Source organism: Gemmatimonadota bacterium, assembly GCA_041390125.1.
Lineage (GTDB): Bacteria > Gemmatimonadota > Gemmatimonadetes > Longimicrobiales > Gaopeijiaceae > JAGQIF01.
Map to the genome: position 1 here is coordinate 202,583 of JAWKQN010000004.1, position 14,224 is coordinate 216,806.

Annotated in this window: 12 protein-coding genes; 9 read left to right on the forward strand and 3 right to left on the reverse strand. The window is 72.3% G+C overall.

What is annotated here, in order from left to right; translation table 11 throughout:
* Window positions 1-109 precede the first annotated feature (109 nt).
* The 7 genes from pheS (at window position 110) to xseA (ending at window position 8,062) form a co-directional block, all read left to right on the forward strand.
* On the forward strand, window positions 110-1,120 hold the full coding sequence (gene pheS / locus R3E98_04190) for a phenylalanine--tRNA ligase subunit alpha (protein MEZ4422584.1): 1,011 nt from the start codon (window positions 110-112) through the stop codon (window positions 1,118-1,120).
* Complete coding sequence (pheT, locus tag R3E98_04195) at window positions 1,117-3,507, forward strand: phenylalanine--tRNA ligase subunit beta (protein ID MEZ4422585.1); 2,391 nt, start codon at window positions 1,117-1,119, stop codon at window positions 3,505-3,507. The genes pheS and pheT overlap by 4 nt, the downstream gene beginning before the upstream one ends.
* Window positions 3,488-3,796 (forward strand): hypothetical protein, encoded by a 309-nt coding sequence (locus R3E98_04200; protein MEZ4422586.1) that lies wholly within the window; start codon window positions 3,488-3,490, stop codon window positions 3,794-3,796. Before pheT ends, R3E98_04200 begins: the two co-directional genes overlap by 20 nt.
* On the forward strand, window positions 3,793-4,080 hold the full coding sequence (locus tag R3E98_04205; protein ID MEZ4422587.1) for a cell division protein ZapA: 288 nt from the start codon (window positions 3,793-3,795) through the stop codon (window positions 4,078-4,080). The genes R3E98_04200 and R3E98_04205 overlap by 4 nt, the downstream gene beginning before the upstream one ends.
* A gap of 223 nt (window positions 4,081-4,303) precedes the next feature.
* A complete protein-coding gene (rny, locus tag R3E98_04210) occupies window positions 4,304-5,875 on the forward strand; it encodes a ribonuclease Y (GenBank protein ID MEZ4422588.1) in 1,572 nt (523 codons plus the stop codon).
* Window positions 5,876-5,987: 112 nt separating this feature from the next.
* On the forward strand, window positions 5,988-6,878 hold the full coding sequence (folD, locus tag R3E98_04215; GenBank protein MEZ4422589.1) for a bifunctional methylenetetrahydrofolate dehydrogenase/methenyltetrahydrofolate cyclohydrolase FolD: 891 nt from the start codon (window positions 5,988-5,990) through the stop codon (window positions 6,876-6,878).
* Window positions 6,879-6,937: 59 nt separating this feature from the next.
* Window positions 6,938-8,062 carry an exodeoxyribonuclease VII large subunit gene (gene xseA, locus R3E98_04220; protein MEZ4422590.1) on the forward strand — a complete coding sequence of 375 codons (1,125 nt, stop codon included), beginning with the start codon at window positions 6,938-6,940 and terminating at the stop codon, window positions 8,060-8,062.
* A gap of 150 nt (window positions 8,063-8,212) precedes the next feature.
* Here the strand turns inward: xseA and R3E98_04225 are convergent, their stop codons facing one another.
* From R3E98_04225 to R3E98_04235, 3 genes are all read right to left on the reverse strand, one after another.
* On the reverse strand, window positions 8,213-8,899 hold the full coding sequence (locus R3E98_04225; protein MEZ4422591.1) for a hypothetical protein: 687 nt from the start codon (window positions 8,897-8,899) through the stop codon (window positions 8,213-8,215).
* Between the two features lie 110 nt (window positions 8,900-9,009).
* The gene (locus R3E98_04230; protein MEZ4422592.1) at window positions 9,010-9,621 is read right to left on the reverse strand and encodes a hypothetical protein; all 612 of its coding nucleotides are present in this window, start codon (window positions 9,619-9,621) and stop codon (window positions 9,010-9,012) included.
* 37 nt (window positions 9,622-9,658) lie between these two features.
* Window positions 9,659-12,754 carry a peptidase S9 gene (locus R3E98_04235; GenBank protein MEZ4422593.1) on the reverse strand — a complete coding sequence of 1,032 codons (3,096 nt, stop codon included), beginning with the start codon at window positions 12,752-12,754 and terminating at the stop codon, window positions 9,659-9,661.
* 256 nt (window positions 12,755-13,010) lie between these two features.
* On the opposite strand from R3E98_04235, the gene xseB reads away from it, so the two are divergent.
* Both xseB and R3E98_04245 read left to right on the forward strand, forming a co-directional pair.
* Window positions 13,011-13,253 (forward strand): exodeoxyribonuclease VII small subunit, encoded by a 243-nt coding sequence (xseB, locus tag R3E98_04240; GenBank protein MEZ4422594.1) that lies wholly within the window; start codon window positions 13,011-13,013, stop codon window positions 13,251-13,253.
* Window positions 13,250-14,164, forward strand: a complete 915-nt coding sequence (locus tag R3E98_04245) for a polyprenyl synthetase family protein (protein MEZ4422595.1) — start codon at window positions 13,250-13,252, stop codon at window positions 14,162-14,164. Before xseB ends, R3E98_04245 begins: the two co-directional genes overlap by 4 nt.
* Window positions 14,165-14,224: the final 60 nt, after the last annotated feature.

Sequence of the window (14,224 nt, forward strand, 5' to 3'; positions counted from 1 at the left end):
CCCGGACACTTCCGGCCTGGGAAGTGGACGCATAGGTTGCACCCTCGCTTTCGTTTGCAGCGTGTCGTCTGAAGCTGGATCTGGGATGTCCGAGACCGATGTCGCGGGGCTGATCGGCGAGTTGGAGCGGGTGGCGCAGGAGGCCGAGGCGGAGATCGCCGGCGCCGGGGATGCCGCCGCGCTCGAGGCGGCGCGCGTGGCCTGGCTGGGCCGCAAGGGCGGGCGCCTGTCGCTCCTCCTGCGGGCCCTGGGCACGCTGGACGCCTCCGAGCGCCCGCGGGTGGGCGCCAAGGCCAACGACGTGAAGGCCGCCATCGAGGCGGCCCTGGATGCCCGGGCCCAGTCGTTGGGCGGAGGCTCCGCCCCCGACGGCCCCGTGGCCGATCCCACCCGGCCCGCGCGCGAGGGCTGGACCGGCGCCATCCATCCCATCCAGCAGGTGATCGACGAGATCTGGGAGATCTTCCGGGGCCTGGGCTTCACGCGCGCCCGCGGCCCCGAGGTCGAGGACGAGTGGCACAACTTCGTGGCCCTCAACACGTCGCTCGAGCACCCGGCCGCGGACGCCGCCGACACGTTCTACCTGGAGCGCCCTCTCCTGCTGCGCACGCATACGTCGCCGGTCCAGGTCCGCACGCTGCGGGACCACCCGCCGCCGGTGCGCATCCTGGCGCCGGGGATGGCCTACCGGCGGGACACGACCGATGCGACCCACCTGCCCGCCTTTGCGCAGGTGGAAGGGCTCGTGATCGACGAGGGCGTCAGCTTCGTGGACTTCAAGGCCACGCTGGCCGAGTTCGCCCGCCGCTTCTGGGGACCCGGGGCCCGCGTCCGCTTCCGGCCCTCCTTCTTCCCGTTCACCGAGCCCTCCGCCGAGGTGGACGTGAAGTACACGCGCATCCTGCCGGACGGGACCGCGGTCGAGAGCGACTGGCTCGAGATCATGGGCGCGGGCATGGTCGACCCGGCCGTCCTGGAGCACGTCGGCATCGACCCCGAGCGGTATACCGGCTGGGCGTTCGGGATGGGGCCGGCCCGCGTGGCCATGACCCGCTGGGGCATCTCCGACCTGCGCACCTTCGTGGAGAACGACGTGCGGTTCCTGGGGCAGTTCGCATGAAGGTGTCCTATCGCTGGCTGCGGGAGCTCGCGCCCGCCTGGTCCGCCTCCGTGGCCGAGACCGTCGAGCGCCTGGCGCTCCGGGGCACGCCCGTCGAGGAGGTGGTGGACCTGGCCGAAGGTCTCCGGGGCGTCGTCGTGGGCCGGGTGGTCGAGGCCGGCCGGCATCCGGGCGCCGATCGTCTGAGCCTGTGCAGGGTGGACGCCGGCGGGCCGGAGCTGCTCTCGGTGGTCTGCGGCGCCCCCAACGTCCGGGCGGGCGGCCACTACCCCTTCGCGCCGGTCGGGACCACGCTGCCCGGAGGGCTCACCCTGAAGAAGGCCAAGATCCGAGGTGAGGTCTCCGAGGGCATGTTGTGCTCCGAACAGGAGTTGGGTCTGGGCGACAGCCACGCGGGCATCCTGGAGATCCCGGCCTTCACGCCCGGGATGCCCTTCGTGGAGGCGCTCGGGCTCGACGACGCCCGGCTGGACGTGGAGGTCACCGCCAACCGGCCGGACCTCCTGAGCCACCGCGGGATCGCCCGGGAGCTGGCCGGCGAGTCCGCGCTGGTGCTGCCTCCCATCCCCGACGGGCGCCCGTTCTCCGCTCCGCTCCGCACGGACGGCCGGCGCGCCGAGGCGGCCGGCGTCTCCATCACGGTGGAGGCGCCCGAGCTGTGTCCCCGCTACCTGGGCGCGGTCGTCCGGGGCGTGCGGGTGGGGCCCTCGCCGGCCTGGCTGCAGGCCCGCCTGCGGGCCGCGGGGGCGCGGCCCATCAACAACGTCGTCGACGCCACCAACTATGTCCTGCTGGAGCTCGGCCAGCCGCTCCACGCCTTCGACCTCGCCCGCCTGGCCGGGTCGGCCATCGTGGTGCGCACGGCGCGCCCGGGCGAGCGGCTGGTCACCCTGGACGGGGTGACCCGCACGCTGTCGCCGTCCATGCTGGCCATCTGCGATGCGGAGCGTCCCGTCGCCGTGGCGGGCGTGATGGGTGGGGAGGAGTCGGAGGTCTCGACCGGCACCACGGACGTCCTGCTGGAGTGTGCCCTGTTCGAGCCGCGGCAGGTGCGCGCCACCCGGCGGGCGCTCGACATGGTCACGGACGCCAGCTACCGCTACGAGCGCGGGGTGGACCCCGAGCTCCAGCGCGAGGCGCTGGCCCGAGCCGTGGAGATCGTGGTCGCCACCGCCGGTGGGGAGCCCGACGCGGAGGTGCTGGAGGTGGCGGCCCGGCCGTGGAGCCGGCGCCGGATCCCGGTGCGGCCCGCGCGGGTGCGTCAGGTGCTGGGGATCGACGTCTCGCACGCGCAGACGGGCGAGCTGCTCCAGCCGCTGGGCTTCGTCGACCGGGGCCTGGAGGACGGCAACGGCGTGTGGGAGGTGCCCGGCCACCGGAGCTGGGACGTGACCCGCGAGATCGACGTCATCGAGGAGATCGCGCGCACGTACGGCTACGACCGGTTCCCGGACACGCTCGGCGCCTTCCGACCCAGCACCGTGCCGGACCATCCCCTGTTCCAGCTCGAGGATCGGGTACGTCGACTGCTGGTGGGCAAGGGGCTCTTCGAGATCCACACGCTGGCCTTCGCCAGGGCCGGGTCCGTCCGGATCCCGAACCCGCTGTCCACCGACGGCACCCACCTGCGCGATTCGCTGCTGCCCGGCCTGCTGCGGGCGCTCGAGCACAACTTCAATCGCGGGCAGCGCAACCTGCGCTTCTTCGAGATCGGCACGGTCTTCCACGCCGGTCCGGTCGGGGAGAAGCCGCGGGAGAGCACCCGACTGGCCGTGGTGCTGACCGGGGCCCGCCATCCCGAGCACTGGTCGGGGGCGCGGGAGCCCCTGGATTTCTGGGACGCCAAGGGCGTGCTGGAGGCGGTGCTGGAGGCGGTGGGCGAGGCGACCCCGGGCGGCGAGGTCCGGGGCGAGGGCGCGAGTCACCCCGTCCTGGAGGGCGTCTGGCAGGTGGGGGAAGGGGAGCACCGCCTCGCCCTCGCCGGCCGGGTGCGGCCCGCCGCCATGGACGCGCCCGCCTGGGCGGATCCCGTCTGGGGCTTCGAGCTGGAGCTGCCGGCGGAGGGCGCGCCCGCCCGCGTCCGGCCCGTCCGGCCGTTGCCTGCCTTCCCCGCGGTGGAGCGCGACCTGGCTCTGCTGGTGCCGGTGGGCGCGACTGCGGGGACGGTCCGGGAGGCCATCGTCGCGGCCGCTGGTCCGCTGCTGGAGCGGGTGGAGCTCTTCGATGTCTACGAGGGGGCCGGCGTGCCGGAGGGCCGGCGCTCCCTGGCCTGGCGGCTGCGCTTCCAGGCCCCCGACCGCACGCTCCGGGACGGGGACGTGGAGGGGCGCATCCGCCGGATCCTCTCCGCCCTCAAGGAGGCCTTGGATGTCGACGCCCGGACCTGACCGTCCTGCCCGGCCGCCCTCGGTGGCGCGCCTGGAGCGGGCGGTGGATCACCTGCTCGCGGCCCGGGGCCAGGAGCGCACACGCGCCGAGCGGGCCGAAGCCCAGGTGGCCGAGATGGAGGGCCTCCTGCGCGCCTTCGAGAAGGGGACCGAAAGCCCCCGGCACCTGCAGGAGCGCGTCCGGGCGCTGGAGGAGGAGAACGCGGATCTGCAGGAGCGACTCGCCCGGGGACGGGCCGTGGTCGAGCGCGTGCGCGCCAAGCTGCGCTTCATGGAGGAACGCCGATGAGTGACGCCCGCACCTCGGTGACGGTCAAGATCGCGGGTGAGGAGCACGCGATCCGCTCCAACGCCCCCGCCGAATACACCCGGGCCTGCGCCCGCTTCGTGGACGAGCGCATCCGCGAGATCCGCGATCGCGGGGTCGAGGGTCACCGGGCGGCCATCCTGGCCGCCCTGTCCATCACGGACCAGTTCTTTCGCGCCCGCGACGGCGAGGACGCCCTGCGGGTCCAGCTGGACGAGACGGCCGCCGCCCTGGCCGACCGCATCGAGGCCGCGCTGGAGGGCTGAGCCAGGCCTCCTCCGGAGCCGGGCACGGTGCGGGGCCTGCCGCCCCCGGGCCCACGCGCGCCCCGTACCCCGGAGCGCCTGGCGCGCCCCTGGCCTCTTCCTTGCCGCGCCGCTCCGCCCTCCTCTATTCTCCGGCCACGAGGGCTCGGCCGGACCCGGTCCCGCCGAGACCCTGAACGAGGCTGTCCTACGGGCGTTCCACACGCCCGATTTGGAGCGATACATGACCCCGCTGGCGTGGGCGCTGGCGGTGCTGGCCTTCCTGGGAGGGAGCATCGTGGGCTCCCTCGTCCGGGGGACGCGTGAGCGTGCGCGTCGGGCCGCCGAGGTGGCGGCTGCGACGGACGAGGGCTCACGGCTCCTGGCACGGGCGCGCGACGAGGGGGAGGCCGCCCGCAAGGCAGCAATTCTGGAAGGACGGGAGGAGGCGATCCGGCTCCGCGAGGCCTGGGAGGCCGAGGAGTCGCGGCGCCGCGACGAGCTGGATCGGGTGGAGCGGCGGGCGGACGAACGGGCCGGCCTGCTCGATCAGCAGTACGCCCGGCTCAACGAGCGCGACGTCGACGCGGCCCGGAAGCAGGAGGCGCTCGAGGCCGAGCGCGTCCGGATCGACGGCGTGCGCGCCGAGGCGGAATCCGATCGGGCCGAGGCCCAGACCCGGTTGGAGCGGACCGCCGGGCTCACCGCGGAGGAGGCGCGCAAGCAGCTCGTCGAGTCGCTCGAGGCCGAGGCCCGGGCGGCCGCCGCCAACCGCCTGCGCCAGATCACCGAGGAGGCGCAGAAGAACGCGGAGCGCGAGTCGCGCAAGATCGTCGCCCTGGCCATCCAGCGCATCGCCGCGCAGCAGACGGCCGAATCCACGGTCTCCGTGGTCCAGCTTCCCTCCGAGGAGATGAAGGGCCGGATCATCGGCCGCGAAGGCCGGAACATCCGGGCCTTCGAGCAGGCCACCGGGATCGACGTCATCATCGACGACACCCCGGAGGCGGTCATCCTCTCGGGCTTCGATCCCATCCGGCGCGAGGTCGCCCGGATCGCGCTGGAGAGCCTGGTCGAGGACGGTCGCATCCACCCGGGCCGGATCGAGGAGGTGGTCGAGCGCAGCGCCCACGAGGTGGACGGCGGCATGGTCCAGGCCGCCGAGGAGCTCCTGTACGAGCTCGGCATCCACGGGGTGCATCCGGAGATCGTCAAGGCGCTCGGCCGCCTGCGCTACCGGACCTCCTACGGGCAGAACCAGCTCCAGCATGCCCGCGAAGTGGCCATGCTGGCGGGGCACATGGCGGCGGAGATGGGGCTCGACGCGACGCTGACCAAGCGCGCGGGGGTGCTGCACGACGTGGGGAAGGGGATGACCCACGAGCACGAGGGCACCCACGTGGAGCTGGGCTACCGCCTCTGCAAGAAGCACGGCGAGCACCCCATGGTGTTGAACGCCATCCGCGCCCACCACGACGAGGAGCCGCACTTCTTCGCCGAGACCTTCCTGGTGACCGCGGCCGACGCCATCAGCGGATCGCGCCCCGGCGCCCGGCGCGAGATGTTCGAGAGCTACGTGAAACGGCTCGAGTCCTTGGAGGAGATCGCCATGGAGCAGCCGGGCGTGGAGCGTTGCTTCGCCATCCAGGCCGGACGCGAGCTCCGCATCATGGTGGAGCCCGAGAAGGTCACCGACGCCGAGATGGCCCAGCTCACCGAGCATGTGGCCCGGCGCATCGAGGGCGAGCTCCAGTACCCGGGCCAGATCAAGATCGTCGTCATCCGCGAGACACGGGCCGTGGATTTCGCGCGCTGACGCGCGGGCCCGTCGGCGCCTCGCGCCGTCTGCCGAGCGGAACGTCCGGGCCGGGCCCGCCGCCAGCCGACCGTCCGGGCTCCTCCGAGCCCATCACACGAAAGGGAGTTCGATGAGCGCGACGTTGATTTCGGGGAAGGCCATCGCCGAGGAGATCCGGACCGAGCTCGCCGGAGAGGTGGAGGCCCTGAAGGCGGAAGGAGTGACTCCGGGGCTGGCGACGGTCCTGGTGGGAGACGACCCCGCGAGCCATCAGTACGTCGGCATGAAGAACCGCACCGCCAAGGAGCTGGGCATCCATTCGCAGCAGATCACGCTGCCGGCGGACACCTCGGAGGAGGAGCTGCTCGGCGTGGTCGCGGGGCTGAATGCCGATCCGCGCATCCACGGGATCCTGGTGCAGCTTCCGCTCCCGTCCCAGATCGACGAGCACAAGGTCCTGATGGCCATCGACCCGGCCAAGGACGTGGACGGCTTCCACCCGATCAACGTGGGTCTGCTGGCCACGGATCATCCAGACGTCCTCGCGCCCTGCACGCCCGCCGGGGTCATCGAGATGCTGGTCCGCAGCGGCTTCGATCCGTCCGGCAAGCACGCTGTGGTGGTGGGCCGCTCCAACATCGTGGGCAAGCCCATGGCGGCGCTGCTGCTCCGCAAGGCCCGGGGCGGCAACGCCACCGTCACGGTGGCCCACAGCCGCACGCCCGACCTGGGCGCCATCACGCGCCAGGCGGACATCCTCGTCGCCGCGATCGGGCGCGCCGGCACCATCAGGGCCGACATGGTCAAGCCGGGTGCCGTCGTGATCGACGTCGGCACCAACCGCGTGGAGGACGCGTCGCGCGAGCGCGGCTTTCGCACCGTGGGCGACGTCGACTTCGACGCGGTCAAGGAGGTGGCCGCGGCGATCTCCCCCGTCCCGGGTGGCGTGGGCCCGATGACCATCACCATGCTCATGCACAACACCGTCGCGGCGGCGCGCCGTCGCGGAGCCGACCGCTGAGCGAATCCGACGCTCCCGAGGAGGGCCGCGCGCGCCCGCGCGTGTGGCGGGTGGCGCAGGTGAATCGCGCCGTGCGCCGCCTGCTGGAGGAGACCGTCGCCCCCATCTGGGTGGGCGGAGAGGTGACCGGGTGGACGCGCGCGCGTTCCGGACACTGCTACTTCTGCCTGAAGGACGAAGAGGCGCAGATCCGCGCGGTGCTGTTCCGCAGCGAGGCCGAGCGTCTGCCCACCGATCCCGGCGAGGGGATGCAGGTGCAGGTGCAGGGCTCGCTCACCCTGTACGAGGCCCGGGGCGAGTATCAACTGGTCGTGCGCCGCCTGACCACGGACGGCGCCGACGGCCTGTGGCGCCTCGCGCTCGAGCGACTGCGCGCGAAGCTCGAGGCCGAAGGCCTGCTCGACCCCGCACGCAAGCGTCTCCTGCCACGCCTGCCCGCCCGTGTCGGCATCGTGACCTCGCTGGAGGGGGCAGCGCTGCGCGACATCCTGCAGGGGCTGCGCACGCGGGCGCCCTGGGCGCGGATCGTGGTGCGTGGCACCCGTGTCCAGGGGGACGGTGCGGCGGCGGAGATCGCGCGCGCAGTGCGCGTCCTCGGTACGAGTGGCCGGGTGGACGTCCTCATCGTGGGACGGGGGGGAGGCTCCATGGAGGACCTCTGGGCCTTCAACGAAGAGGTCGTGGCGCGCGCCATCGCCGATTGTCCCGTGCCGGTCGTCTCGGCCGTGGGACACGAGACCGATCTGACCATCGCCGACCTCGTGGCCGACCTGCGCGCGCCCACGCCGACCGCGGCGGCCGAGATGGTCGTACCCGGCGCCGCCGCGCTGACCGCCCTGCTGGACGGGCTGGGCCCGCGCCTCGGGCGCGCGCTCCGTCGGCGCGCCGTGCAGGAGCGGTTGCGGCTCGACCGGGCCTCGGCTGCGGCGCGCCGGGCCCTGGATCGCCGCGTGCTGGGGGAGCGCGAACGGCTGGCGGGTCTGGCCGGCCGCCTGCATGCGCTTTCGCCGCTCGCGACGCTCAGCCGCGGCTACAGTGTCGCGACCGCCCCCGACGGAGCGCTGCTGCGTTCGGTCGCGGCGTTCGACGAGGGCGAGCGCTTCGACCTGCGGGTGGCCGACGGGACCGTGCAGGCGCGCACCCTGGCGGTGCGGCGTTCCGGACCTGACACGCGTGACGCGTGACCGTTCGCGGCCACCGCCCGCCTCTGGGTCCCGGTGGGGCGGGTGCGGCCGCCAGGACGAAGAGAAGGCCGGGCGCCTGCGGGCGCCCGGCCTTTCGTGTCGAGGTCACGTCAGTCTGTCATCGGGCCGTGCGTGACCGGGCGATTCCCTCTAGTTGGGCATCGACCAGCGCAACGTGGCCGTGATCGGGAACGTCACCGACGTGTCGAACGGATCGAGCGCCGGGTTGCCCACGGCGAAGACGTCCGTGTCCTCTTCGTCCAGGAACGCCACGTAGGATTGACCGCCCACGGCGACCTCCAGGTTCTCGGTGGCCTCGTAGCCGAGGCGCAGTCCGGCGTTGACGTCGAAATAGGTCTCGGTGAAGTCGTTGTCCTCCGTCGCGGCGGCCGCGACGAACTCATCGGTATCGATGGTCACCGCACCCGCACCGAACGACGTCGTCAGTGTCCAGCGTTCCATCTCGGCGGGCATCAGGTCCACCAGGATCCCTCCGCCGTAGTGGAACAGGCGCGTGTCCGGCTGCACGTCGATCGCGCCCACGTCGTTTCCGGGCATCAGATCCACGTTTCCGTCCAGCCGCAGGGCCACCCGGTCGTTCACCCACCAGTCCGCGGCACCACCGACGGCGAAGCCGACGTCCACGATCTCGGTGAGGTTGTCACCGGGGATGCTGGGTCCCGCACGCACCTCGAAGTCCACCGGTCGCTCGTCCATCTCCTGGAGCCCGTCGACGACCTGCGCCTGAGCTGTGCTGCCTGTCAGCGCGGAAGTCGCGAGCGCGAGCGCGGGGATGGCCAGAAGGGAAGAGTATCGCTTGAGATTCTGTGTATCCATGTGTTTCGTCTCCGCTCTGCGGGGAGCGTCGTCTCGACGCATGGGAGATGTCGCAAGACGCGTTCCGGGAGCGCGCCCCGCGAGGAGGCGCGCGCCGGGTTCCGCTGCGCTCAGAGGCCGGGTTCGGGATTCCCCAGGCGGGCGGTCCGGATGTAGTCCGATCCCGAGCGGGCATGACATTCCTGGCAGGACTCGACCCGACCTTCCGCTTCGATGGCCCCGTCCGCCGCTCGTTTCAACCAGTACCAGTCGTCGTGATCGGGATCGTATCCGGCGAACTTGTACATGATCGTGGTGGAGACAAAGGTCGAGTCCGCCGCGAAGTTGCGCTTCACCAGCAGCGAGCCGATCGGCAGCGCTGCCGCGCCCCGCTGCAGGGCTTCCAGCGCCAGCCCGTTGACGTAGGTGGTCAGCAGGGCGCCGTGCGGGTCGGTGCCGGGGTACAGCTCCTCCGTTCCGGGAAAGAGGAACCACGTCCGGTCGAACTCCGACTCCTCCAGGTGCGACCAGACCGCCGCCGGCGTCGTGTCGGGGCCACTGGGCGTACGGGGCGGATCGAGCTGCGGATCAGGCTCCGCATAGGCGGGCGGTGCTTCCTCGACATCCCCCCGGCCGCACGCGAGCAGGAGGGCGAGGAGCGGCAGGACCACCCAGATCTGCGGACGTCCCGCGGATGCGAAGGATCGGGAGCGGGGCGCGGCGCCCATCGGTGCAGCCGTCACGGATGCCTCCTGTCGGTAGCGAGCGTGGCCGGGCGGATCACCAGCCCGGCGCGAAGTGGAAGCCGAAGACGCCCCCGTGGTCGGGGCGCTGGAACGGGTAGGCCCAGAAGACCTCGAACACGAGCCGGCCGAGCAGGTTGAAGCGACTCGTCACGCCGGCGCTGAAGACCGGGATGCGCTCCAAGGAGCGAGCTGTGAGCTCGAACTCGGGAGATTCGTCCCCGGTCCAGGCCACCCCACCGTCCGCGAACGCCGCCAGCTCGACCGGAACGAAACCCCAGTCCAGGATCCCGAACGCCTCGGTGCCGTTGAGCGGCGCGCGCCACTCCACCGACGCCACGGCGATCCGGGTTCCCACGAGACGGTCCAGCTCGGGGCAGGACGCACTGCCCTGCGTGACCGTGCACTCCCGTCCATCGAACGAATCGACGGAGTAGCCGCGTACGAACGACTGCTGGCCCAGGAACAGGGGGCTCAGGCGGGTGTCGTCCGAGTCGCCGCCATAGCGCCCGTAGTGCAGCCCCCGGAAGGCGAGCGTGAACGGCGCCGCGAAGACGTACCGCCGCCAGTCGGCGAGGACGGTCGTGAAGTCGATGTCTCCCAGCTGCGTCTGGACCTCGAAGCGTGAGCGGCCGCCCCGCACGGGCGAGGTGAAACCGAAGAACGAATAGTCCTCCACGAATGCCAGGGAGGCGGTTGCCAGATGGATCGCGTCGGGTGCCGGCCGACCGAGCTCGAGTTGATCCACCACGACGTTGCCGGCGAGCACGGTGCGGCGGATCTCGCGGCCGAACCCATAGCGCGTGAAGCCGAGCTCGCCTTCGAAGCGGCGGGTCAGGCTCAGCGGGTATTCGGCGAAGAGCGCGCCTCGATTGACGAACGTGCGGTCGATGACCAGATCCACCACGCGCCCGCCGACGTCCGCCACCGTGGTGTCGCGGACCTGGCTGAAGCCACTGCGGAAGGGGATGCGCCCCCCCGTCACGCCCCAGTTCAGCCGGCGGCCCTGCCGCGCGTAGATGCCCTCGCCCCCGATGTCCTGCAGGTCGCCCTGGGCCGCCACCGCGAGGCCCAGCACTTCGTTGCCCAGCATGTCGCTGAAGAAGGCCGCAATGGAGCCGCCGAGCGTCGTGCCGAAGCGATCCACCCCGATGCCGGCTGTCGGCTGCGCGACGTAGTCGAGCCGGAGGTCGGAGTCGTAGTCGTGGGAGGGATAGTCCGGCGAGGGCGGCGGCAGGCCCACGGAGGGCGCGTGGAGGTACTCCGTCACCCATTGCGGCGCGGTGACCGACTCCACGGGAGGAAGGAGCCGCGCCATCGGGCGCGGCGCGCCCGCGAACGGGACGGTGGCCGCGACCCGGGCTCCCGCGATCTCCTCCCCGGCCCAGGTCGCCCCATCCGCGCCGTACCCGATGTAGTCGCCGCCTTCGAAGACCGTGAAGAAGACGCGCTCCGTCTCGCGCGCCACCGACAGGGCGGGCGCGTCGCCGGCGAGGCCCGAGATCCCGGTGCGCAGCCGTGTCATGCGCTCCACCCGTCCGCTCCCGAGCGTCATCCGGTAGAGATCGCGGAAGCCGTCCTGGTCGGACAGGAACCAGATGCGCTGTCCGTCCGGTCCGAAGCGCGGATTGGTGTGGTCGCCGCCCGGAAGCGGCCGGAAGACCCGGCGCTCGCCCGTGGCCACGTCCAGCAGGGCGAGGCCCAGCGGAGCGAACGAGAGCGCGGTGAGATCGCTCCCGTCGCCCGCGTCGGTGGCGTACAGGAGGCTGCGACCATCGGGCGACCAATCGGGGTGCAGCTCCGTCCAGGGGTCGTCGGTCAGGCGCTGGAGTGCCCCCGACTCCACGTCCAGGAGGAACAGGTCGGTCACACCGCCCTCGGAACCCGATACCGCGATCGAGGCACCGTCGGGCGACCAGGCGATGGAGTAGGCGGCTTCCGCGGTACCGAGCCCGTAGCTGCGCAGAAGCTCGCCCGTGGCGGCGTCGGCCACTGCGATCCGGTTGTCCCCGTCCGCGTAGGTCACGAAGGCGATGCGCTCGCCGTCCGGTGCCCACGTGCCCGACGACTGCGTGAACGCGAGCCCTTCCAGGTGCGGGTCCTGCGAGCCCATGCTCGAGACCCGCGCCTGGATCTCGCCGGTCGTGGCGTCGGCCACGTAGAGATCGAACGTGAACAGGTCGCGCTGGGACAGGAACATCACCCGGCTGCCGTCGGGGCTGAGCACGGGACCGAGATGGATGCGGCCTCCTTCTTCGCCCTCGTCGAGCACGGCCTGACCGAAGGCTTCGCCGCCGGACCGACCCTCGAGCAGCGGGGCGTACCAGGCGCGGGTATCTCGTTGCCACTCCACCGAGAGGGAGTCGAGCGGGCGTTGCACCGTGCGAGCCGCGGCCTCCAGGCCGCCCCGGGCCGCGGTCAGGAAGAAGGTGCGCAATGCCACGTCGCCGTAGCGGCCCGCGAACCAGGCCCAGAACGCGTGTCCGAACCGGTACGGGAAATACCGCTGCGGCTCGTTCGTGAGATCGTCGAGGGTCGGAAGCGTGTCCCGCACTACGGCGTCGCGGAGCCACATGGCGGTGTGGGGATGGGATCGCCCCAGGGAGAGGTATTCGGCCAGCCCTTCGATGGCCCACAACGGAAGCCGTCCGATCGCTACCGGTCCCGCTCCGTCCCGGCCGCGCCCGAGGTCGTACTGGAACACGTGCACCATCTCGTGACCAAGCACGTGGTCGGTCTCGGCGTACGAGCTCGTGAACGGCATGATCAGGCGGTTCTTGATGGACTCCGTCACGCCGCCCGTCGCCTCCGAGAGGAAGCCCGATACGGCATTCGTCTGCTGGAAGTCCGGTTTGTTCGCATACAGCAGGATCGGCTTGCGTTCGGTGAAGCCGTGCCCGAAGAAGCGCGACAGGCGCTCATACCAGCGCTCGGCCATGCGGGTGGCGTCGACCACCAGCCCCTCGCTCTCCCGCTCATAGACGTGCACGTCGAAGTGCGGCGTCTCCACGACGCGGAAGGCGAAGTCGTCGTACTGGACCTTGTTGCGGCCGAAGTACTGTGCAGGGACCGCGGACGGACACAGGAGAGCCGCCAGGAGGGCGACCAGGAGGATGCGGGCGCTGGACGGCATGACTCGCCCCCGACTCGAGAAGCGTCGACGGCCGAACAGCGCAAGAGGTGTTCCGGCGGGGCGGCTCGTGTCCGGCGCGGTGTCGTGGCTGCCCGCGGGAGATGCTGCGGGTCGAGTCCGTGCGGGGGCCTCCCCCCCCGAAACACGATGGCAGCTGCGACCGACGGGTGACCTGCACCGTCTTGTCGGCTCCTGCGCCGGGGGACAACTTCCGTCGCGCCTCGCCCATCCCCTGCCGCACCGGACGCCCATCCACGTGAGCTCGTCTTCGTCGTCCAATCCCACGCTCGAGGAGCTGGCCGCGCGCCTGGAGCGCATCGCCCGCTCCCTCGAGTCGGAGCCAATGGAGCTCGATGGCGCCATCGCCCTGTTCGAGGAAGCCGTGGGTCACCTGCGGCGCGCCGAGGAGATCCTCGCGGCGGCCGAGCTGCGGATCGACGAGCTGGTCGGCGAGGGCGAGCGCGCCCGTCTGGAGCCGTTCGAGGCGGAGGACGCGTGAAGGCCGCCGCGTTCGAGCTGCCGTCGTACCTGGAGGCCGGCGGCGCCCGGGTGGAGGCGGCGCTCGCCCGGGCGCTGGAGGCCGCGGCCCCCGACCTGGGCCGGCTGGCCCCGGCGGTGCACGACGGCGTCCTCTCCGGCGGCAAGCGCATCCGGCCCATCCTGGTGGCTGCGGCCTGGGAGGCCGTGCAGGGCGATCCGGCGCGGGCGCCCGACGCGGTGTACGATCTCGGCGCGGCGCTCGAGATGATCCACGCGTATTCGCTCATGCACGACGATCTGCCGTGCATGGACGACGCGCCGCTGCGGCGCGGGCGTCCCACCCCCCACATGGTGCACGGGGTGGAGGCGGCCACCCGGGCCGGGCTGCTCCTGATCCCGCTCGCGGCGCGGCAGGCCTGGACCGCCGCGCGGGCGCTGGGGCTGGCGGAGCGGGAGGCTGGCGCGGTGGTGGCCTGCCTCTGCCGGGCGGCGGGCGGCACCGGGATGGTGGCGGGGCAGGTCCTGGACCTCGAGGCCGAAGGGCGCCACCTGGACGAGGAGGCCCTGACGCACCTGCACGGCCGCAAGACGGGCGCGCTGCTGGCGGCCTCGCTGGAGCTGGGCGCGCGCGCCGCCGGGGCCGATCCCGCCCGGCGTGAGGCGCTGATCGCCTACGGCACCGCCATCGGGCTGGCCTTCCAGATCGCCGACGATATCCTGGATCGGACGCAATCGGCCGCCGCGCTCGGCAAGGAGCCGAGCGACGCGGACCTCGACAAGTCCACCTTCGTGGCGCTCCTGGGGCTCGACGGCGCCCGTGCCCGCGGAGCGGAGGTGGTCGATGCCGCGCGCGCCGGGCTCCGGGAGGCCGGGATCCACTCGGCTGCCCTCGACGGGCTCGCCGTCTATATATTGGGGCGAGAACGCTGACCGGCCGGTCCCCGCGGGGGAGCGGTCACCACGGGCCGGACGGTCCGCCCATCCACCCCG

Coding starts and splice junctions, on each gene's coding strand:
- folD (MEZ4422589.1), top strand. CDS start 5,988: ATGAGCGCGACGTTGATTTCGGGGAAGGCCATCGCCGAGGAGATCCGG.
- R3E98_04225 (MEZ4422591.1), bottom strand. CDS start 8,899: ATGGATACACAGAATCTCAAGCGATACTCTTCCCTTCTGGCCATCCCC.
- R3E98_04200 (MEZ4422586.1), top strand. CDS start 3,488: ATGTCGACGCCCGGACCTGACCGTCCTGCCCGGCCGCCCTCGGTGGCG.
- R3E98_04205 (MEZ4422587.1), top strand. CDS start 3,793: ATGAGTGACGCCCGCACCTCGGTGACGGTCAAGATCGCGGGTGAGGAG.
- pheT (MEZ4422585.1), top strand. CDS start 1,117: ATGAAGGTGTCCTATCGCTGGCTGCGGGAGCTCGCGCCCGCCTGGTCC.
- rny (MEZ4422588.1), top strand. CDS start 4,304: ATGACCCCGCTGGCGTGGGCGCTGGCGGTGCTGGCCTTCCTGGGAGGG.
- R3E98_04235 (MEZ4422593.1), bottom strand. CDS start 12,754: ATGCCGTCCAGCGCCCGCATCCTCCTGGTCGCCCTCCTGGCGGCTCTC.